At 34.7% G+C, this 21,521-nt stretch carries 17 protein-coding genes and 1 pseudogene; 7 read left to right on the forward strand and 11 right to left on the reverse strand.

Annotated elements, in window-relative coordinates:
• The 11 genes and pseudogenes from AA80_RS02925 to phaZ form a co-directional block, all read right to left on the reverse strand.
• Positions 1–761: pseudogene (locus AA80_RS02925) on the reverse strand (methyl-accepting chemotaxis protein); the annotation flags it as partial.
• 34 nt (positions 762–795) lie between these two features.
• Complete coding sequence (locus AA80_RS02930) at positions 796–1,503, reverse strand: ABC transporter ATP-binding protein (protein WP_103876340.1); 708 nt, start codon at positions 1,501–1,503, stop codon at positions 796–798.
• Positions 1,503–2,219, reverse strand: a complete 717-nt coding sequence (locus AA80_RS02935; protein ID WP_103876341.1) for an ABC transporter ATP-binding protein — start codon at positions 2,217–2,219, stop codon at positions 1,503–1,505. Before AA80_RS02935 ends, AA80_RS02930 begins: the two co-directional genes overlap by 1 nt.
• Before the next feature lie 152 nt (positions 2,220–2,371).
• Complete coding sequence (locus AA80_RS02940) at positions 2,372–3,295, reverse strand: branched-chain amino acid ABC transporter permease (RefSeq protein WP_103876342.1); 924 nt, start codon at positions 3,293–3,295, stop codon at positions 2,372–2,374.
• Entirely contained in the window at positions 3,292–4,221 is a 930-nt protein-coding gene (locus tag AA80_RS02945; RefSeq protein ID WP_103876343.1) for a branched-chain amino acid ABC transporter permease, read from the reverse strand. Before AA80_RS02945 ends, AA80_RS02940 begins: the two co-directional genes overlap by 4 nt.
• A gap of 72 nt (positions 4,222–4,293) precedes the next feature.
• Positions 4,294–5,523 (reverse strand): ABC transporter substrate-binding protein, encoded by a 1,230-nt coding sequence (locus tag AA80_RS02950; protein WP_103876344.1) that lies wholly within the window; start codon positions 5,521–5,523, stop codon positions 4,294–4,296.
• A gap of 5 nt (positions 5,524–5,528) precedes the next feature.
• A complete protein-coding gene (locus tag AA80_RS02955) occupies positions 5,529–6,740 on the reverse strand; it encodes an acetyl-CoA C-acetyltransferase (RefSeq protein ID WP_103876345.1) in 1,212 nt (403 codons plus the stop codon).
• Between the two features lie 38 nt (positions 6,741–6,778).
• Positions 6,779–8,095 (reverse strand): acetyl-CoA hydrolase/transferase family protein, encoded by a 1,317-nt coding sequence (locus AA80_RS02960; protein ID WP_103876346.1) that lies wholly within the window; start codon positions 8,093–8,095, stop codon positions 6,779–6,781.
• A gap of 170 nt (positions 8,096–8,265) precedes the next feature.
• Complete coding sequence (fabG, locus tag AA80_RS02965; RefSeq protein WP_103876347.1) at positions 8,266–9,009, reverse strand: 3-oxoacyl-[acyl-carrier-protein] reductase; 744 nt, start codon at positions 9,007–9,009, stop codon at positions 8,266–8,268.
• Positions 9,010–9,044: 35 nt separating this feature from the next.
• Complete coding sequence (locus tag AA80_RS02970) at positions 9,045–10,046, reverse strand: 3-oxoacyl-ACP synthase (RefSeq protein WP_233186800.1); 1,002 nt, start codon at positions 10,044–10,046, stop codon at positions 9,045–9,047.
• A 145-nt stretch (positions 10,047–10,191) separates the two neighbouring features.
• Positions 10,192–11,085, reverse strand: a complete 894-nt coding sequence (gene phaZ, locus AA80_RS02975; protein WP_208317050.1) for an intracellular short-chain-length polyhydroxyalkanoate depolymerase — start codon at positions 11,083–11,085, stop codon at positions 10,192–10,194.
• A 404-nt stretch (positions 11,086–11,489) separates the two neighbouring features.
• On the opposite strand from phaZ, the gene AA80_RS02980 reads away from it, so the two are divergent.
• Genes AA80_RS02980 through AA80_RS03010 form a run of 7 tightly spaced genes read left to right on the forward strand, consistent with a single transcriptional unit; the run spans position 11,490 to position 21,249 of the window.
• Positions 11,490–12,998 carry a putative N-acetylmannosamine-6-phosphate 2-epimerase gene (locus tag AA80_RS02980; protein ID WP_103876349.1) on the forward strand — a complete coding sequence of 503 codons (1,509 nt, stop codon included), beginning with the start codon at positions 11,490–11,492 and terminating at the stop codon, positions 12,996–12,998.
• A 2-nt stretch (positions 12,999–13,000) separates the two neighbouring features.
• Positions 13,001–13,852: a MurR/RpiR family transcriptional regulator gene (locus AA80_RS02985; protein ID WP_103876350.1), complete on the forward strand. Its 852-nt coding sequence runs from the start codon at positions 13,001–13,003 to the stop codon at positions 13,850–13,852.
• 10 nt (positions 13,853–13,862) lie between these two features.
• Positions 13,863–15,158: an FAD-dependent oxidoreductase gene (locus tag AA80_RS02990; protein ID WP_103876351.1), complete on the forward strand. Its 1,296-nt coding sequence runs from the start codon at positions 13,863–13,865 to the stop codon at positions 15,156–15,158.
• A gap of 38 nt (positions 15,159–15,196) precedes the next feature.
• A complete protein-coding gene (locus AA80_RS02995; protein ID WP_103876352.1) occupies positions 15,197–16,447 on the forward strand; it encodes an ABC transporter substrate-binding protein in 1,251 nt (416 codons plus the stop codon).
• Between the two features lie 59 nt (positions 16,448–16,506).
• Positions 16,507–17,421 carry a carbohydrate ABC transporter permease gene (locus AA80_RS03000; protein WP_233186801.1) on the forward strand — a complete coding sequence of 305 codons (915 nt, stop codon included), beginning with the start codon at positions 16,507–16,509 and terminating at the stop codon, positions 17,419–17,421.
• Positions 17,390–18,238: a carbohydrate ABC transporter permease gene (locus AA80_RS03005; protein ID WP_103876354.1), complete on the forward strand. Its 849-nt coding sequence runs from the start codon at positions 17,390–17,392 to the stop codon at positions 18,236–18,238. The genes AA80_RS03000 and AA80_RS03005 overlap by 32 nt, the downstream gene beginning before the upstream one ends.
• Positions 18,239–18,282: 44 nt before the next feature.
• Positions 18,283–21,249 (forward strand): family 10 glycosylhydrolase, encoded by a 2,967-nt coding sequence (locus AA80_RS03010; RefSeq protein ID WP_103876355.1) that lies wholly within the window; start codon positions 18,283–18,285, stop codon positions 21,247–21,249.
• Positions 21,250–21,521: the final 272 nt, after the last annotated feature.

The raw sequence follows: 21,521 nt of genomic DNA on the forward strand, positions 1-21,521 counted from the left end.
ACCCTTGCTTGCTCCATCTGCCCGATTATGGGCTCTTGGGATTCTATCGCTGTGACTATTTGATTGAATGTGTTTTTGAATGAAGCAACTATATCGGTTAGTTCTGAAAAAGCATCATTTAATTCCTGATTGATTATGCTATATCCTAAAGTAGAAAGTTGTAAGTTTAAATTTTCGAACTCTTTAATTACATTGTTCTTATCTCCCTCAGATAAACTTGAGAAATATTGCGTAGACAAATCAATAATTGTGTTCTTGTACTGCAAAATTCTTTGTGAATATATAGGCAAAGAGGAAGACCCACCAACTTTTTGTGATAATTCTATAAAACCATTGATATTATTCTCTAATTCAGATCCATGATTTAAAAATTCATCTATAAGATTATTTTTCCCTTGGTTTAAAGTAACTAATTTATTGAAAAGTGATTCATAACTGGTTAAATTTGATTGTAACTCTTCTAAATTATACGTTGAAAGATCAACTAAATTGTTTTTGACACTTTCAATATAACTTAAAAACTCACTGGCCTTTTGTTCTTCAAAACTATTAGTGTAATCTTTTAAGCTAATTGTAGCTTGAAAAAAGTTGAATTCAGCTTGAGAGAAAGAATTAACGTGATCGGCCATAAGTTTGTATTCCTCTAAAGCGTTGTTGGAATTGATTAAAGCATATATGTTGTATGAAATAGATAAACTAAACAAAAGAAAAGTAGTGATTATGATCAACGTTATTTTACTTCCAATACTTTTAAAAGACATCTCTATCCCTTCTTCAACTATTATTTTTAAGCATTTACACCCCAAGATAAGATTTTTGAATGTGCGAATTGTTAGCAAGATCCTGAGCATCATCTTCCATAACAATTTTCCCGTTTTCTAACACGTAACCTCTATCAATAACCTTTAGCCCTTGTTTTACGTTCTGTTCTGCCAACATTATCGATACCCCGGCTTTCTTAATCTCTACTAATTTTTGAAACAATTCTATAACAAGTGAGGGCTGTAACCCCAATGAAGGCTCATCAAGTATTAGCAATTTAGGATTTGCCATCAATGCTCTTCCAATAGCCAGCATTCTTTGTTGACCGCCACTCATAGTGCCAGCTAACTGATGAATTCTTTCTTTTAATATTGGAAAAATCTCAAAAACAAAATCCAAATTTTCACTTATTCTATTCCTTGCATTTGGCACATAGGCAGCTCCCAATTTTAAATTTTCCTCTACTGTCATAAAAGGGAATAATTCTCTTTCCTGGGGAACCAAAGAAATCCCTTTTCTTATTATTTCATGAGTTTTAAATCCAATTAACGAATTCCCCTCAAAAATGAGATCTCCTTTTTCTGGTTTTATTAAACCAATGATTGAACTGATTAAGGTAGTTTTACCGGCCCCATTGGGCCCAAAAATGCCTACAGCTTCATTATTATAAATTGACATCGTCAAATCCCAGATTACCTGTATTCTTCCATATTTTAAATTCAAATTTTTGATTTCAAGCATCAGTCTTCCTCCCCTAAGTACGCAGATATAACTTTAGGATCTTTTGAAACTTCCTGATAGACCCCTTCTGCTATAATTTTTCCAGATTCTAAAACTACTACTCTGTCTGTTAACTCTTTTATTACCCCCATTACATGTTCAATTACGACTATCGTCATCCCACTTTCTCTAAGCTTTTTCACCAAGTCGATCATTTGCCAGGTTTCATCAGAATTTAACCCAGCCATTACTTCATCCAAAAATAAAACTTTTGGTTTAGAGGCTAAAGCCCTCCCTATTTCCACTTTTTTTAAGTCAAGAACAGTCAATTTATCTATAGGTTGGTCCCTGTTTTCTAGTTCTAAAAGATCACATATTTCATTTGCGGTTTCCCTTGCGCGTTTTAAATTCTCTCCAGCTCCAAACAATGCACCAACCATAATATTTTCTAAACCTGTAAACCCTTGCAATGGCCTTATAACTTGAAAAGTTCTTGAGAGCCCCATTCTTGCTCGAATATGTGGTGGATATTTTTCAATGTTCTGATTGTCAAATGTGATCTCACCTTCAGTGGGATAATACATACCAGCTATTAAATTAACAAAAGTGGTTTTCCCAGCACCATTCGGCCCAATAATACCTAAAATTTCTTTTTCTTCTATACTCATTGTGACATCATTTACAGCTACTAATCCTCCAAATTTTTTCACTAATTTTTTTGTAGATACTATTTGCATAATGCTCTCCTCCTATATAAGACACTGAACTGTCTTAAGAAACTTTAAAACCGTTTTAAGCCCTCTTTATCCTCAGTTTGTCCATTATTTAAAGACGACGCTTGACAAATGAGACTTTAGAGAAAGATTGGGTAGTATAGATACAAAAATAACTAGTTACTAGATTGTTTTTTGCTTTTTAAAGATCCAAATATTCCCTTTGGCAAGAACAATATTATAAGAATTATGATTATTCCATAAATTATGAGATGACCATAGGGCATAATTAATTTCAAATATTCAGATGCAAATCCTAAAATAATTGCTCCAATAATTGGACCCCAGGTAGAATAAATTCCCCCTACAAGTGCCATTGCCATAGGTAATAAGAGAAAATCTAAAGAAAAGGTTGTTTCGGGAGAAACGAAACCATATTGTTGAGAGTACACAGCTCCAGTTACACCTTGAATAGCTGCTGTTATAATAAAGATTATTATCAGATATTTAAAAATATTGATACCAGTAGATTTAGCCACAAGTTCATCTGTCCTTATTGAGTTGATGGCAAAATGAATCCTTGTTCGACTAAACATTTCAGAAATTAAAATTGTCGATAGAGCTAAGGCCAATATCAACAAATATATTTTTGAAGAATCTCCTTGAAATATTACATTAGGTATAACCTTTCCACTTGCTCCACCGGTTAAACGGGGAGTATTCCTGATAATAACAGAAAAAACCATTGTCAAGGCTAAAGTGGTGATTGCAAAATAAATTCCTCTCAATTTAAGCACGACAAATCCTAATGCCAAAGCTATCAGTGCCACAAAACCCCCTGCAAGAAATATGCTAACTAAAGGGTTAATTCCAAAATTCGCAGAGGAAACTATTGATACATAAGCACCTACACCAAAAAAACCTGCTACTCCAAAGGATAACTGACCCGTTCTCAACATCATATCCCAGCTCAAAGATAATGTCATATATATTAAAATAGTCATCACCACATGGAGAAAATACGCTCCAGTATAGAAAGGCAAAAACATTAATAATCCTATTGCAATAATTGCTATTAAAGGAGTTAAGATTTTTTTCATGATTTTGACCCCCTGTATGCTCTAATTAATATTACGATAATTAATACTCCAAAAAAAACTAAATCTGACCATCCACTGTACCCAGGAATCGATTGAACGATTGCTTCAACTACTCCTAAAGTGATTCCACCGATTAAAATACCATTTAAATTACCCAAACCTGCCATAGCTGCTAAAGCAAAGGACTTTAAAGTATATGCATTCCCTGACAAGGGGAATATGGATGTCCTTGGCAACATTATCCCTGCAGCAATTCCTATAATTCCAAAAGCAATAGCAAAAATGATAAGATATACTTTGTTGGTATCTATACCTACAATTTCAGCTCCTTTTGGGTTTTGCCCAACCGCCCTGCTTGCTTGCCCTAAAAAAGTCTTTTTCAAAAAAAGTTGAAGAAAGACAAGAACTCCAATTGCTACTATTGGATAAATAAATTCATAAATACCAATAGAGAAGTTTGCTATAGTTATAGATGAAGAAGCATAGGGAGTATAAATATTTCTTGGGCGTGTAGTCCAAATTATTTTTATAAGCTCTATAATTACCATAGATATCCCAAATGTTAATAACAGTTGGTTCAGTTCTCCTGCTTTTAACACGTATTTTATTGAAATCTGATAAATCCCTATTGCCAATAAAAACATTAAAATAAACAATGGAAACACTGAAATAAGTGGGTCTAAGCCTAATTGAGTGAAAAAAATATAACCTATATATAAACCTAAAGTCAAAAAATCTCCATGAGCTAAGTTTAATATACCAACGATTCCTAATATTAAAGCCAAAGGTAAACCGATTAAAGAATATAAACCACCGCGTTGAAGGCCATAGATCAAAGGTATGGGCTTCCAAATAGCAATAACCACCAGAAAAGCGAGAAAAATTAAAAATGTTTTGTTAAGTCGAAAATGCAGAAAATTCAACATAATCACCACCGTTTTTTTATATGAAAGGGGGAAGGAATATCTTCCAACCCCCATGCTTCAAATTTAACCTTTCTATTTTCCGAAAGCGAAAGGATACGCTAAAGCTGCCGTTGCAAGGTCTAAAGGCCAAATAACTTCTTGTCTACCATTTTGCCATTGCAAAATTTTCTGATATTTAAATCCTTGATTTGTTATTATTCTGCTTGGTTCAATTTTCAACACTTCGCCCAACGGAGATTCATATTCAATGGTTCTCAATGCAGAAATGATAGCTTCTTTATCCAGGCTACCTGCTTTCTTTATCCCCTCAACTAAAAAATAAATATTAGTATATCCAAGAGGAGCGAAGTAGGTTGCAGGTTCTTCTTTCCACATTTCCACGTAAGCATCATAAAAATGTTTAGCTACTGGACTTACATCATTTAAAGTCGGCGCCCACATTCCATAAAGAATAACATTCTCTGCTAAAGGATTTTTCCCAAAATCCGCTGGCCAACCTGGGGGAGCTCCTACTAACAAGTCAGGAGTGAAATCTAATTCTTTTGCCTGCGCTACAATTGGTATGGCATCAGCATCGTATCCTGCCCAAACAAATAGGTCCGGATCAAAAGCCTTTGCTTGATTTAACACTGCCCTATAATCTCCCCCTCCAAGGGCGGCACTTTTAAATGAAGCTCCTTTAAATTCATCCATTATTCCTTGCCATGGTCCTTCACCTTTCTTTGCTAACTCATAAAGATCTAAATAAGCTGTATATGAGTCAGTGCCGAATGCTCCTTCTTCATACGCTAAAAAGATTTTTTTAATATCAACATTTGGATATGCCTGAACTATTTCTCTCCAACCTATTCCATAACCTTCACCTTGTAGATAATCCCAAGGGTGAAGATGGAAATACCAATCTGCATCTGGACCCATCGCTATTTCAACTTGATGGGAAGCCGCTCCTGCCCAAACAGTAATCTTTTGGTATTTTTTAAGAATAGGCACTTGTGCTAAATGTACACCACTAGCCATTCCACCAACAAAAAAATCTACTTTTTCAACGGTTGCTAATCTCTCGATCGCTGCAGCACCTTTTGCTGGATTTAATTCTGAATCTATAACTATAAGTTCCAGCGGTCTACCCAAAACTCCACCGGCGTCGTTAATCTCTTTAACAGCCAACTTCATTGCCTTTGTACTTTGGTCGCCGGTTATATCTCCCAAAGGATTTACAGCGCCGATTTTGATAGGATCTACTGCCACGGTCAAAGAAAATAAGACAGCCAAAAAAAGAACCAAACCTATGTTTCTTTTCACCTTTCTCACCTCCATATATTTTTTACTACTAAAGCCGTTCCCATACCTCCACCAATGCAAAGTGATGCCAGACCAAATTCGCTATTTCTTTTTTTCATCTCGTAAAGAAGTGTAACAACTATCCTATTCCCCGATGCTCCAATAGGATGACCCAAAGCAATTGCTCCACCATTCACATTGGTTTTTTGAAGGAACCAGCTTTTAGATTTTCCATAAATATTTCCTAACTCTGTTATAACCCCTAAAGATTGGGCGGCAAACGCTTCGTTTAGTTCGATTAATTCCATATCTGTTATATCCATTTTGATCTTTTCTAAAAGACCTTTCACAGCTGGAACTGGGCCTAAACCCATGTATGAAGGGTCTACAGCCGCTTGATTGTAACCAACTAATTCTGCTATTGGTTTCAACCCATATTTTTCTACAGCCCTTTCTGAGGCTAATAAGACTGCACTTGCCCCATCGTTTATTCCAGAAGCATTCCCAGCTGTTACGGTTCCATCTTGTACAAATGCAGGTTTAAGTTTGGCAAGTTTTTCTTTCGTTACATCAAATCTTGGATGTTCGTCTTGGTCAAAAAGAACGGTTTCTTTTTTTCTTTTTACTTCAATTGGTATTATTTCATCTTTAAATTTTCCGGATTCTATGGCTTCTTTAGCTCTCATTTGACTCGTATAAGCAAAATCGTCTTGTTCTTCACGAGAAATATTGTGTTTTTTGGCGACGTTTTCTGCAGTTACTCCCATATGATAGTTATTAAAAACATCTGTGAGCCCGTCTAATATCATATGATCTTGAACTTCAAATGATCCAAATTTAGTTCCAAATCTAGTCGTGAATGGCAAAAGGTAAGGAGCTCTTGACATACTTTCCATCCCAGCGGCCACAACAAGATCTGCGTCACCTGTTTTAATATCTGTAGCCCCGATCATTATGCTTTTCATACCGCTTCCACATAACATATTAACTGCGTAGCCGGGCTTGTCTTCTGGAATCCCTGCATATATGGAGACTTGTCTTCCCGGGCCCATACCTTGACCTGCCATTAAAACATTCCCAACAATTACTTCATCAACATTTTCAGGATATACTTCAGCTTCTTTTAGAACTCCTTTCACAACTTCCGTTCCCAATTTGGTTGCAGGAACATCTTTTAAGGTCCCACCAAAAGTACCAATTGCTGTTCTTTTTGCAGATATTATATAAACTTTATTCATTGTTTCTACCTCCTGTATAGTCTTATTACTATTAAGTACTATATCAACCCCATCTTTATAGCTTCCTGTTCTAATTCTTTTCTGAAGTCTGGATGAGATATTGATATTAACTTCTTAGCCCTTTCACCCGCACTTCTACCCCTCAAGTGAGCTACTCCCCATTCTGTTACCACATAATCCAAATCCTGTCTTGGGACGGTAATAGGAGCTCCTTGTGGAAGCATAGGCACTATCGTTGAAATGCTTCCTTTTTTTGCCGTGGATCGTAGGGCGATGATACCTTTCCCATTTTTGCTTTTTATAGCTCCTCTATGAGTGTCTAACTGGCCTCCTGTTCCAGAAAACTGTTTGGTACCTATTGCTTCTGAAACAACTTGTCCAGTCAGATCTAACGAAATTGCTGTGTTTAAACTTACCATATTGTCGTTCTGACAAACAACGTAAGGATCATTAACAAATCTCCCCCTGAGCTCAAAAATACCAGGATTATCGTCAATGAATTCATACATTCTCTTTGTTCCAAGAGCAAAAGCTATTACAAATTTCCCCTTCCAAAGAGACTTCCTCATATTGGTTATTACGCCCTTTTCAAAGAGATCTATCATTGATTCAGTAAGCATTTCAGTATGAATACCTAAATCTTTTTTTGTTTCGAGTAGTTTTCCTACCGCATTGGGTATTCCACCTATCCCTATCTGTAGCGTTGAACCGTCTTCTATGATATCTGCTATGTACTGAGCAATCTTTTTTTCTTCTTCTTTAGGTTCTGAAATAGGTATTTCAGGGATCTCCCAATTAGACTCGACAACAACATTTACATTGTTTATATGCCATTCAGTGTCCCCATGCACAAATGGCATTTTTTCATTGACCTCCATTACAACTATATCAGCATTTTCTGCCAAATCTTTTTCATACACATTAGAGATACCTAAATTAAAGTATCCAGTTTTTTCTCTCATAGGAGTGGAAGTTCCCCAAAATACCAAGGTATTTCCTTCCTCTTTTTCAGCCATAACCTTGTCTAAACCAGCCATATGAAGATTATTGGGTATATAATCAATTATCTTTAATTTATCTTCATACTTGGATTTTCTCGTTGGTTCTGAAAAAAACCATGTTTGTAACTCGAAAGTACCTTCATATTCTTTATTCAAAAAGAACTCATAATGTCCCATATCTAAACAAGTTATTACTTTTATTTTTTCAAAATGATCTTTAAATTTATGAACATTTTTCAAAAAGCCTTGGCCTTCAGCTGCTGCCATGCTCACAACCACCGAAACTCTTTTCGGTAGGCTTAATATAGCATCATCAATTGACATTAATTTTTGCTTATATTTTTCTTTCCACATTTTGAAAGTACCTCCTAAATCAAAAATTTAAACTACATTCAGAAATTCTAAAACTTGCTTCAACGCTTCTTGGTCCATTAAATGACTCAACAGGATAGGGAAAAGCTCCATTCTATAACCCTTTTAAAAACCATTTTATTTCTAAAGTATCTATAACATTCAAAAAATGGTTATAGATTAGTTCCCCCGTTTACATCAAAAACATGACCTGTCACATAAGAAGCTTCATCAGAAGCTAAAAATAATACTGCATTCGCCACCTCTTCAGGTTCTCCCATTCTTCCTAAAGTTATCTTTGATTTTATGCTTTCTAATACTTTTTCAGGAATTTTTTCTGTCATTGGGGTCTTAATGAACCCAGGAGCGACAGCGTTAACCCTAATATTCGCACCTTTTCTTGCAAATTCCTTAGCCCAAGTATATGTCATAGATATAACTCCACCTTTTGAAGCTGCATAGTTAGTTTGTCCAACATTCCCTCTTTCGCCTACGATTGAAGAAATATTTACGATACTTCCTTTTCCATTTTCTAACATAAGGTTTGAGACAAACTGTGTCATATTGAAGACGCCTTTCAAATTTACTTCGATGACCTTATCCCAATCTTCTTCTTGCATCCTACCTATTAAAGCGTCCTTTGTTATACCTGCATTGTTCACTAATACATCGATTCTTCCAAACTCTTCTTTTACTTTTTCAACGAATTCTTCTATAGCAGGTCTATCGGTTACATCCAATAGATAACCTCTAACATTTTCTCCTAATTGATTCTTTAACTGAGAAAGAATTTCTTGGTTCATGTCTAAAGCGAAAACAATCTTTGCTCCTTCTTTAGCAAATTTCTCAACGATACTTTTCCCTATCCCTCTGCCTCCTCCTGTAACTACACAAACTTTGTCTTTCATTCTATCCATTAATACTCCACCTCACTTTAGTGATATTTTTCTATTTAACCCCATTTTACTGTGGTTGCAGCCCAAACAAAACCTATACCGGCTCCTACCATAACAACGATGTCTCCAGAGTTGATTTTTCCTTCCTTTAAAGCCAATTTCATAGATAACACTTGATCGTTTTGTCCAAGATGACCGTAATTTTCAAGATAAGTTGTTTGTTCCTCCTTCAAGCCCAATTCTTCTAAAACAGCCTTATGAGCAGATCTTTTAAAGTGAAGAATGGCTAAGTATCCAATATCTTTCTCACTATATCCGGATTTTTTTAAGGAATCTCTGATTACTCCATAAAAGTTAGGCATGGTTTTTTCATTCAAATTTGCTTTGAATTTTTCTGAATCTCTTACTGTAAAGTAATACTTATTAGCATCTTCTGGTTTCATAGGCCATTTTTTAGTTCCTCCTACTTCTATTACACATTGCTCTGAAAAAGAGCCATCTCCTCTAAAAGCGGATGATAAAATCAAATTCTTATTTAAATTTTTCCTTAATATTAAAGCTGCCCCTCCTGCTCCAAGATCGAACATAAAAGAGGTTTCTGGAACTTCATAATTGATCAAATCACCATTTCTGTAACCACTTACAAGTAATACGGTATTCAAATTGTCATTATTCATCATAAGGGATTTGGCTGTCTCCATTCCAACCATCATCGATCCACACATTGCCTCCATATCAAATCCCCATGCACGAGTGGCTCCAACCTCGTGGGCAACTTTTAAGCTAGCAAGCCAACATGGATAATCTTTGTGTTGGCCACCATTCCATATGACTAAATCTATATCATTTGGATCTATACCTGCGTCTTTGATAGCTTCTTTAGCCGCTTGAATACCCATATAACTTGTTGTGTCCTCAGGACCAGGAATGGGTTTTTTTAAAATACCAAATTTTTCTTCTATTACCCATTGTGGAATATTAGTTTTCTTGGCTATTTCTTCGGCATAGATGTAATTATCAGGTATGTAAACCCCTAACCCCATTATTCCTACATTCATTGCATTGCCTCCTTTAAAAGCTAACATTCAGTACCTTTAGAAACTCCAAACTTGCTTTAACGCTCTGTTGCTTTTTTTAAGATCAAAATATTATTTGCCAAATTATTTCATTTTCAAGTCTCAAAATATAACATATGAATCGTTCTTACATAATTAAAAACTTTTTCATAACTTTTATCAATTGATCTAGATCATCTACTAACGGAGAGTGTCCACAATTTTTTAGATAAATTAGTTGAGCATTTTCTCCTATATCGTTTTGTATATCAAGAGCCATTTGTTCTGGAACTACCAGATCATTCTCTCCCCACAATATCAAAGTCGGGGATTTTATGTTTTTGGCTCTTCCGTCACCTCGCTTTATCCCGTTATAATCTTCACTTATATTAAAAGTTGCCAGAGCATAATCTACATCAACCAAATTCCTCTGAGTTAACATATCATCCAAATATTCTTCGTATTTTTGAGGTTCAGGCTTATTGTGTGTGTATATGGTTGCTTCCCAAACTACTTTAAGAAAATCTTTGTCTTTATTGTTATATGCACTCAAAATTGGAATTACCTGAACAGGATCTTGAGCTATCTCTTCTTTAGTTTTTAAAAATTCATCTTTTATCGGCTTACCTTCTCCATCTTTTTTCAATATTGGATAACCTCTCGTTCCAACAGATTCCATTAGTATTAATTTATCGACATAACTTGGATAATCCGCGGCGAAAATCATGCAAACTCCTCCACCAGTTGACCATCCCATAAGATCAAATTTTGACAAGCCCAATTCATCTACGAACAATTTTAAATCTTCCTTAAAATCATCAAGAGAATCGATAGGATTGTTATAAGTTGAGATGCCAAATCCTCTTAGATCGGGGGCGTAAATAGTGTAATCTGAATCAAAAGCTTCCATAAAAACATCCCAATGTTTTGAGGAAGTCATATTTCCGTGAACCAAAAGCAAAGTCTTTTCTCCACCTTGTTTGTATCTATACCCCATAGTTTCACCGTTTGGAAGTTCTACTTTTTTTAAAATTGTATCCACTTTTAATCACTTCCTTCATAAATTTTAATAGGTGAATCATCTCTCACTATTAGTATATACACTTTTTACCTAAATTCCAAATTCAATTAACAATGATTATAGGTGATTAAAAGTAATTACACGTAATTAAACCCGATTAAGTAAAAAATTCTCATTTTTACTCTAAATTTGTAAATAAATGGACCATCGAATTTTTTTCGATGTAAATCAGAAAGAAAAAAATTGAAAATCATCCAAATTAATTAATTAGATCAAATTATAAGCAATTAAAAGCGATTACGAAAGAAATTCTGTATTTTTCTGATTTGACTTTTCAGAAAATAAGAATTATAATGAAAATGTAGATAAATTTCGTTATTTAGTTTTTTATATGAAAATTATTTTCAATATATGGAGGAAGATTCATGAAAACGTTGAAGAAGAATGCATTCATAGTATCGTGTCAAGCAGAAGAAGGGGAACCCTTATACGGAAAAGAACCCATTGTAAAGCTGGCTATCGCGGCTGAGGCTGGCGGAGCAGATGCTATCAGGGCTCTTTCTCCTGAAAATATCCGAGAGATAAAAAAATTTGTTAACCTTCCAGTAATAGGAATAACTAAAAATAGGAGCTTAAAAGGGGCATTTATCACAACCACTAAAAAAGATATAGATGATTTAGTTGAAGCTCACTCAGATTTTATTGCTATCGATTGTACAAGAAGAGAAAGGCCAGAACCTTTACCAGAACTTTTTGATTATTTGAAAAAATATTACCCTCACGTTGGAATAATCGCAGATATAGCAGACATAGAAGATGTGAAATATGTTTTACCTTTAAAGCCCGACTATATAGCAACCACACTCGCTGGTTATACAGATTATACCTCAGGAGGAAATTTACCAGATTTAGATTTAATAGAAAAAATTGTAAAAATTACGAATATACCTGTTATTGCTGAAGGGAATATCTCAACTCCTCAATTTGCAAGACAAGCAATCTTATGTGGAGCACATGCTGTTACTGTTGGATCGGCCATTACTAGGCCTCATATAATTGCCAAAAATTTTAAAGATCATCTTAAGGATTTTGGAAATGATGAAATTTCTGCTGTAGGCATAGATATTGGAGGAACTTGGACTCGTGGAGTTTTAATCGATAGATTTGGAGAAATTAAAATAAGTAAAAAGATACCTACAGCAGCGACAGGTAAAGAAGTTATTTCAAATATGCTTTCTCTAATTAAAGATTTAATAACGAATGAGACTCACTTTATAGGAATTGCTACCGGCGGAAAAATTAATTTTAAGTCAGGAATTGTCAATTTTTCAACTGGTTTGATTCCTGATTGGGAAGGAGTACAAATTGCAGATATCGTAGAACAAGAATTTCATATAAGGCCAAAGGTTGATAATGACGCTAATTGTGCTGCATATTTTCAACATTACATCACAAAAGTTAACAATTTATTGATGATAACCGTAGGAACAGGTCTTGGTGGAGGAATAATTAGTAATGGGACGATAATAAGAGGAATTATGGGAGGGGGTGGAGAAATAGGACATATTGTATTTCCAGGAAATAATAAACGATGTACTTGTGGAAAAGTTGGTTGTATTGAAACTTTACTTTCTGGAAGATACTTAAGAGAAAAAGTCTATGAAAAGAATGATGAAAAATCCATAAAAAATATAAAAGATTATGCAAAAGTTATGGCTTGGTTAATTGATACAATTAAAACTACCATAGACTTTGAAAAATGTTATCTTGGTGGAGTCATTCCAAAGTATGGTGAGAAAGTATTAAAGGAAATTCGAACCTCTTATGAAGAAATAAGAAATGAAAGTGGCGATTTTATCGAATTTAGCCAATTAGGCGAATTTGCAGGCGCAAGGGGATCGGCAATACTTTCATTTCAAAAAGGGGAAATCTAAAAATGAGTAAAATTCAAGCTTTGCTTAATTCTAGGGCGTCTACTTTCAGTAAGTCTGAAAAAAAAGTAGCTGAATATATATTGAATAGTAAAAAAGAGGACATAACAAGAATTACCATAACTGAATTAGCTTCAAAATGTAGAACAAGTGAGGCTACAATTGCTAGGTTTGTTAAAAAAGCAGGTTTTGAAACGTTTCAAGATTTCAAACTCACCTTAGCCTTGGATAATAAGGAAGACACATTTAAAGAAGAAAAAGATATTACCATCTTCAAGAATGATCCTCCTCAAGAAATACTTAGGAAAATTAAATTAGGTTCTCTTAAATCGATTGAGAGCACAGCTTCAATACTAGACATAAATAAGTTTTTACAAGCTGCAAATTTCATTAGATCTGCTAAAAGGATAGAGATTTACGGTGTAGGATCTTCATCAGCGGTTGCCAAAATATTACAATATAAGCTGACAAGGTTAGGCTTCTCGTCTTACGCACTGGAAGACCCTCACATGCAAGCTATCTCCGCGGCTACTTTGAGCTTTGGGGATTTAGCAATCGGAATAAGCCAAAGTGGGTCCACTAAAGACACAGTAGATTCATTAAATATCGCCAAAAAGAATGGAGCAATGACTATTAGTTTGACTGAACATGTCAACTCCCCTATTACAAAATCTTCTGATGTTGTATTAGAAATATTCTCTGGTGAAAACCCTGTAAAAACTAGCGCAGGTAGATCTATCCTGGTTCAAATTTTTGCTGTGGAAATATTGTCTGGTTTGTTGTATTCAATAGAATATGAAAAGGCTTTAACTACAGGAAAAGACACTGCAAGAGCAGTTGTTAATAAATTATACTGAGGTGGTTGTAGTGAAATATCGTAAACAAGTTACAATTGTCGGTGGGGGGATCGCAGGGTTCCATGCAGCGATAGCAGCTTCAAGAAGCGGTCTAAAAACATTATTAATTGAAAAGAATTCTACAATTGGCGGGCTTACTACACTTGGGTTGGTTAATCCATTTATGAAATATTGGCTAGATAACCAACTATTGATAAAAGGAATATTTCAAGAACTAATTGAAAGGTTAAAAAGAAAAGGTGGGGTATTCTTCAACACTTTTGACAGCGAGTTAATGAAGATTGAAATGATGAAAATGCTTAAAGAAAGTGAAGTTGAATTATTATTTAAAACAATGGTGACAGAAGTAATAAAAGAAGAGAACAAAATTATTTCCTTGAAGGCTCAATCCTCAAATGGTGAAACAATAGAAATTGAATCCGACTTTTTTGTTGATGCCAGCGGCGACGGAATAGTAGGGTATCTTTCTGGAAATAAATGTTTTGTAGGCAATGAATCTGGTAAAAATCAAGCTTTAACAATAATGTTTACTGTTGCAGGGGTTGATTTTGAGAGTATCAGAAGTGATGTAAAAAATAATCCTAAAAACTTCTTTGCATGGGTTACTCCAAATATGAAGGTTATTTCTGTTGCCGGTTATTTTAAAGAACTAGAAGAGGCCAAAAAAGAAGATCCTTCATTACCCATAGACCATTTCTTTTTCGTTCAGTCACCTGGTAAAGGAAGAGTGACAGTTAATACTATGAATATCTCTAAGGACTCAATTGATAACTCAGAACTTTCAAGAAGTATATTAGAAGGAACCATAATGGTGGAAAAGATATTCAATTTTGCAAAGGGATATGTAAAGGGGTTTGAAAACGCCTACCTTGAAAAAATAGCCCCCGAAATTGGGATAAGAGAAAGTAGAAGAGTTAAAGGAATGTATACTTTTACTGGAGAAGATGTAAGAACATATAAAAAATTCCCAGATGGGGTGGTGAAAGGTTGTTATGGAATTGATATTCACTCAGATGAAAAGAAAATAGATGAAAAAGAAAAAGGTTTTATTCCGAAATATGATGATTACTATGAAATACCTTTACGATCGTTAATATCAGAAAGTTATACAAATTTAGCAATAGTTGGAAGGTGTTTTTCTTCAGATTTCGAAGGTCAATCCGCTGCAAGAATTCAACCAACATGTGCAGGTATGGGGCAAGCAATTGGTTCAGGAATTTATTTGGCACTAAGCAAGAATACCGAACTTCTGAAGATTCATCCTGAAGAAATAGAAAACCAGATTCAAAAGGTATCAAAGTTGTAGCCACGAAATGTGGCTGAAAAAGAAGGAGGTAGATTGGCATGAAAAAGTTTTTTGTGGTGTTGTCATGTTTGATTATCGGTTCGTTGGTGTTATCAGCAGAAAGGGTAACTGTTGAATTTTGGACGCTTTCTTTGTCTACATTTTCAGATTACGTTAACTCAGTTATAGATACCTTTGAAGCTGCAAATCCTGACATAAAGATCAACTGGGTTGATATCCCTTATAATGCTTTTCAACAAAAACTCATCGCTTCAATAGCCTCGGGTAACGTGCCTGATCTCGTGAATATGAATACTCCTTGGGTTATAGACTTTGCAGCTCAAAATGCATTAAGCCCAATCGATGAATTCGTACCTGTAGCAGACAAATATGTATACTTACCGAACTATTGGGAAGCTACTGTAATAGATGGAAAATCATTTGCTATTCCTTGGTATATAAGTCCCCGAATTTTGCTTTACAACAGACAGATTTTTGAAGAAGCAGGCTTAGACCCTAATGTTCCCCCAAAGACATGGGATGAAATAATAGAATATTCTAGAATAATTAAAGAGAAAACTGGCTTATACGGATATCAACCCAACATAGTTGCACATCTCGATCTTCAGGAAGAGGGCGTCCCATTAATTTCTGCAGATGGAAAAAAGCCCATAGTAAACACCCCTGAGGCAATTGCTAGATTGAAACAACATCAACTTGCCTTCAAAGAGGCTCTTATGCCTCAAGATTTAGGAGGTTATCAAGCAGCTAAGCAAAAGTTTGCAGGGGGAAAAATTGCTATGTTCCCTGTTGGAATAACTATGGTTAAACATGTTCAAATAAATAGTCCAAGTATATTCGAAGTTAGTGATGTTACCTCCTATCCTTTGGGAAAGGGTAAAAGAATTCCTGCGTCAGCAATGAATGTAGCAGTGCCATCCAAAGCGAAAAATAAAGCTGAAGCGGTAAAATTTGGACTATGGCTAACTTCTCCATACTGGCAAGTGGAGTTTGCTAAGATTGCAACAATTGTTCCATCAACGAAAATATCGCTTGATGAAGATCCTTGGTTTTTAGAAAGAGCAAAAAGAGATTTGAATGTTAAAGCACAATTACTAGCTAGTAAATCAATGATATATGGTTTTGATCTAGATGCCATCGGGAAAATAATAGAACCATCAAAATATTCTGAATTCAGAAGGATCCTAAATGATTATTGGATAGCTGCTATTAAAGGTGATTACACAGCAGAAGAAGCATTATATTTAGCTGAAGAAGAGTTAAAGGAAGTATTATCAAGCGAATTTTAGTTTTTTATTCATTGGTTAAAAGGCGATAGGGTATACACCTATCGCCCTTGATTTAGGAGGTGTGGCATTTGAAACTTAGCAGAAAAAAGCAAACATATTTGATTGCCTTTTGCTTCTTAGTAGTACCTTTGGTTTTATTGAGCATCTTCAGCTATTATCCGATTGTGCGAGGGATAACTTTATCTTTTGCTGATTACAATATGTTAACAGGTGAAACTAAATGGGTGAGGCTAAAAAATTATAGATGGCTTTTTAATTACAAGTATTTCTATATTTCGTTGGCTAATACTTTAAAGTATCTTATAGTTGTCCCTTTTATACAATTCACCTCAATAGGCTTAGCTGTTCTAGTCAATCAAAAAATACCTGGAATAAAGTTTTTTAGAACTTTATTTTATATTCCTGTAATAACGGGCAGTGTTATAGTCAGTATAGCGTGGAGATGGATATTCGACGTAGACGGCATACTCAATTATTTTCTTATGTCCCTGAACATTATAGAAGAACCGGTTTTATGGCTTTTAGATAAAAACGTAGCTTTGTTTTCATGTATGTTTGTTACCTTTTGGAGAGGCCTTGGTTATTATATGATTATTTATCTAGCGGGATTACAAAATATACCTTCAGAGCTTTACGAAGCAGCGGCTTTGGATGGAGCGGGCAGTTTTAAAAAATTTACCAAAATTACCATTCCTTTATTAAGACCTACAATGTTATTGTGCTTTGTTTTGTCAAGCATGGCCGCCTTAAAGGTTTTTGAGGAAATTTTTCTACTCACAGGAGGAGCAAATCAGACAACTACGCTAATGTTTGAAACCTACAATTTGGCCTTCAATCGCTACCAATTTGGGCAGTCAGCGGCTGTGGGAGTAATATTTTCTGCATTCTTAATTGCTTTAACATTAATACAGTTCAAATTTTTTGGCTTAGGAGGTGCCGGTAGTGAGAAAAAAAGGAAAAAAACAAATAAATAACAAAAAAATAATAAAAATTACTTTAAATTATGTTCTATTAATTATTTTGGCCTTATTTTTTATATTCCCATTTTTATGGGCTCTTTCTACATCCTTGAAGACTGCAACAGATGTCCTGGCTTGGCCGCCAAAGTGGATACCGAAACCTGCTACTCTTGATGCTTACAAATACGTCGTTGAAAATATTCCATTTCCGCGATACTTCTTAAATTCTTTAATAATTACAGCCCTGGGAATAATTTTTAATGTTGTGTTTGCATCTTTAGCAGCTTATCCACTTGCAAGGTTAGAATTCAAAGGAAGAAATCTTCTATTTTTCTTGATTTTGTTGCCTATGATGATACCCATTCAAGGAGGGCTAATCGTTAATTTCATAACTATTTTAAATCTTAAACTTTTCGATACTTATTTAGCCGTTGTCCTGCCGAGTGCTGTTAATATTTTTGGAATTTTTATAATGAGACAAAATTATCTATCTATCCCCAGGGATCTTGAAGATGCCGCTAGAATAGATGGTTGTAACGAGTTTCAACTTTGGTGGAAAATAATGTTTCCAATGGTGAGACCTGCGGCTACAGCACTTTCTATTATCTCATTTGCAGGTTTTTGGAATGCTTTTTTGTGGCCATTGATAGTTCTTCAAAGTCAAAATAAATTCCCTTTACAGGTAGGCCTTTCTTACTTAAACAGTATGTTTGAACAAAATTATAGATATATCACTGCCAGTTTAATTATTGCTTCTATCCCAATTCTTGTCTTCTTCTTTTTCACACAAAGGTATTTTATAGAAGGCTATCAAGGTGCCTTGAAACAGTGAACTTTTAGTTAAAATAAGTGTTTCTAAAGGGAGGCGCGTGACAAATGAAAAAAGGAATAATGTTTCTATTTTTTGTGCTTTATTTAGTGATTTTTTTGGGGGCAGAAGTTGGTGTACTAGTATCAGAAGCTTCTGAAAACTTCTACGGGCCCTCATCTTACCAAACCATATTGGAAGGGACTTTAAGGAGCCTAGAATATAGGAATATTGAATACGAACTTTTAGATACAACCATTGTAAATAACATTGGAATACCTGATTATATAAAAGTTTTGATACTTCATGATAACGCGTCTTTAACAGAAAGGGAAGTTTCCGAAATAGAAGCATTTCTTCAAAGAGGTGGGAAAATACTTGGAGGTTACGAAGCGACTCTTAGATATTCTGATGGAAAGATAAGGTCAAATTATATTGTGGGACCTTACCTAGGGATACAATATTCTAATTGGGAAAGAGGAGAATACAATTATATGCGCATCACAGAAGAAGGAAAGAAAGTTTTTGGTGAGGAGATGCCAGACTATATCAAAATGCCAAGAGGTTTCACTTTTACTTTTAAAACAATTGATCCAGAAGTAAAGAGATTAGCTGAATGGTCAAAAGATTCTGAAGGAAATCCTTCTACATCATATGAAGATAATTGCGCAGTGGTTTTAGGAAAATCAGGAATATTTTTCAGTGAAAATGTTTTTGCTTTAGCTTTGGGTGATTATATCTTCCAAAAACTAATTGCAAATGCGACCAGATACCTACTAGACTTACCTCCTACACCGATTGACGTAATAGAAATTGAACTATCAAAAGTTGAAAATAACATAAAAGAAATGAAAAACGAAATTGAAAGAATACAACCTCATGTCACAAAAGAAAGGTACTTTTCTTTATTAAATAGTATAAACGAATTGGAAAAAAGACTAAGGGACGTCAAAATAAAAGAATCTTCAATGGAAGAAGTGAGTAAACTGAAAGAAGATTTAAAAATTGTAAGGAGCTATACTTTTCCTAGTGATAAGATAGAAACCAGAGCAGTGTGGTTAGATTATTCTGCCATCGCACAAGCAAAAACCCCCCAAAATTTGTCTAAAATTATTAATGAATTATCCGATTTGAATTTTAACTTGTTATTACCTGAAATCATTTATCAAGGACGAACAATCTCAAAAACACTTAGCGAAACGACAGGGTACCCTCTATCTGAATTATTTGAAGAATGGGAGGAGGACCCTTTGCAAATCATAATTTCTGAAGCACACAAAAGAGGTATGGAAGTCCATCCATGGGTTTGGACATTTGCCATTGCACACACTTCTCCAAGTCCTATGATGTATTTACACCCAGAATGGCTTGAAAAAGATAAATTCGGTAATATTTATTCAGAGTCTCAGACCGTATGGCTTTCTCATTCTAATCAAGAAGCAAGAAATTTCATCAAAAATGCTATTCTCTTTTTGGTCAATGAATTCGATGTAGATGGAATTCATTTAGATTATTTAAGATATGCTTCTGACTATATGGGCTATGACGAGTGTACAATCAAAAAATTCTTTCAAGAAAGTGGAATAGATCCACTTACGATAGAAAAGTATTCACCAGAAACAGTAACTTGGCAATTGTGGAGAGAAAACCTTGTTACTTCTTTCGTTCAAGAAATTTATCGCGAAGTAAAAAAAATAAAACCAAAAATAATAGTAAGTGTGGCTGTAGGCCCTTCTTTAAGCGAATCAAGATTAAAATACAAGCAAAATTGGGGAAATTGGGCACAAAACCGATACGTTGACGTTTTGTTCCCAATGGACTACAAAAGCAGTTTAGAGGATCTTGAAATAGTTCTCGAGGGACAAAAAAATTACAGTAGATATGTTCATATCTATCCAGGTCTAGCAGCTTTTGCTCTTAAAAACGAAGATGAAATGATGAGACAAATTAAGGTTGTTAAAGAAAAGGGTTTCCCAGGTGTCGCCATATTTTCCACTTCTTATATTAAGAATTTGAACCCCACTACGACTAAAACAATTGATTTATCTCTTCTTAAAACAGGTTATTTTAGAGAAGATGCAATTACAGCTCACGCTCCGACAAAAGGCTTTTTTGAAACATTTATAGAGGAAATTGAAGATTCTATAGTGATCCTTCAAGAAAACGGGTTTTTAACAGATGAAGAAACTAAATGGCTTAAAGAAAAAATCAAAAATATTTTAATTTGGAACAAAAACGGAATTGTTAACTTTTGGCAACAACTATCTGCTTTAAAAATTCAAATTGCTTCCAATATCACAAACTACGATGCTTCTATAATACTAATAGAAGAAATCTACAAAATGATGGACATTTTAAGACCCATTTTATATGCAAAAGAAAGAGAAGGGAAAGCTCCAATAAAAGCTACAAAACCTCCGGAAATGGTTGTTGTGGAAAATTTAATTCCTTTGCCAAAAATGCAAATACAAAAGGTTTCAACTCCTCCTGTAATAGATGGGGAAATTGATAATATTTGGGAAGAAATAGAGTGGTCTAACAATTTCCTAACAAACGATAGAGGAGAACCTTTCCCCTTTGAAACTAAGGTGAAAGCCTTTTACGATGAAAATTATCTATATGTACTATTCTCTTGCGAAGAACCTGCGCTATATGAAATGAAAGTTATAGAAGGGCCGAGAGATACAAGAGTATATTTAGGAGATTCAGTGGAGGTTTTTATTTGGCCTGATGAATCCGTTCCTTCAAAATATTACCATTATGTAGTTTCAGCAAATGGAACTATATACGATGAAATTATGTTGGATTCACGTTGGAACGGGCATATAAAAGCTGCTACAAACAAACTAAAAGAAGAGTGGATTGCAGAGTTGAAAATAGATCTCCAAGAAATAGGCGTAGATGTTTCTAAAATAACCAGAGTCAACTTCACAAGAAACAGGTGGAAAGGTGATGCTGCATTATATGGATGTTGGAGTTGCACTTATGGGTCTTTCCATACCCCTGAAAGATTCGGATATTTAGAATTTTTATAATAGACTAACTAATACTATCCGTTGTATGAGAAGTTAAAAATGCATTTAATTCGAAATACCCACTTCAGAAATAGGTAGAAACAACGATTAACGAAAGGTAAAGTAAGTTAAAGCAAGAAGAAAAAGAACTAAAATATTGGATAATTATCCAAAATGCTCTTTGAAAATCGAAGTAATTCTTCAAAAAATTGAAAAATAACTAGAACTGAAGAATTTTCTAGAAAAAAATATGCATGAAAGAAGTACGGTTGAAGACAGGCTCACGCCCACCA

Source organism: Petrotoga sibirica DSM 13575, from assembly GCF_002924625.1.
Taxonomy (GTDB): Bacteria; Thermotogota; Thermotogae; order Petrotogales; family Petrotogaceae; genus Petrotoga; species Petrotoga sibirica.

Bases quoted from the DNA above. Each gene is read 5' to 3' on its own strand.
- AA80_RS02930 (WP_103876340.1), bottom strand. From the start codon at position 1,503: ATGCTTGAAATCAAAAATTTGAATTTAAAATATGGAAGAATACAGGTA.
- AA80_RS02935 (WP_103876341.1), bottom strand. From the start codon at position 2,219: ATGCAAATAGTATCTACAAAAAAATTAGTGAAAAAATTTGGAGGATTA.
- AA80_RS02940 (WP_103876342.1), bottom strand. From the start codon at position 3,295: ATGAAAAAAATCTTAACTCCTTTAATAGCAATTATTGCAATAGGATTA.
- AA80_RS02945 (WP_103876343.1), bottom strand. From the start codon at position 4,221: ATGTTGAATTTTCTGCATTTTCGACTTAACAAAACATTTTTAATTTTT.
- AA80_RS02955 (WP_103876345.1), bottom strand. From the start codon at position 6,740: ATGAATAAAGTTTATATAATATCTGCAAAAAGAACAGCAATTGGTACT.
- AA80_RS02960 (WP_103876346.1), bottom strand. From the start codon at position 8,095: ATGTGGAAAGAAAAATATAAGCAAAAATTAATGTCAATTGATGATGCT.
- fabG (WP_103876347.1), bottom strand. From the start codon at position 9,009: ATGGATAGAATGAAAGACAAAGTTTGTGTAGTTACAGGAGGAGGCAGA.
- AA80_RS02970 (WP_233186800.1), bottom strand. From the start codon at position 10,046: ATGAATGTAGGAATAATGGGGTTAGGGGTTTACATACCTGATAATTAC.
- AA80_RS02980 (WP_103876349.1), top strand. From the start codon at position 11,490: ATGAAAACGTTGAAGAAGAATGCATTCATAGTATCGTGTCAAGCAGAA.
- AA80_RS02985 (WP_103876350.1), top strand. From the start codon at position 13,001: ATGAGTAAAATTCAAGCTTTGCTTAATTCTAGGGCGTCTACTTTCAGT.
- AA80_RS02995 (WP_103876352.1), top strand. From the start codon at position 15,197: ATGAAAAAGTTTTTTGTGGTGTTGTCATGTTTGATTATCGGTTCGTTG.
- AA80_RS03010 (WP_103876355.1), top strand. From the start codon at position 18,283: ATGAAAAAAGGAATAATGTTTCTATTTTTTGTGCTTTATTTAGTGATT.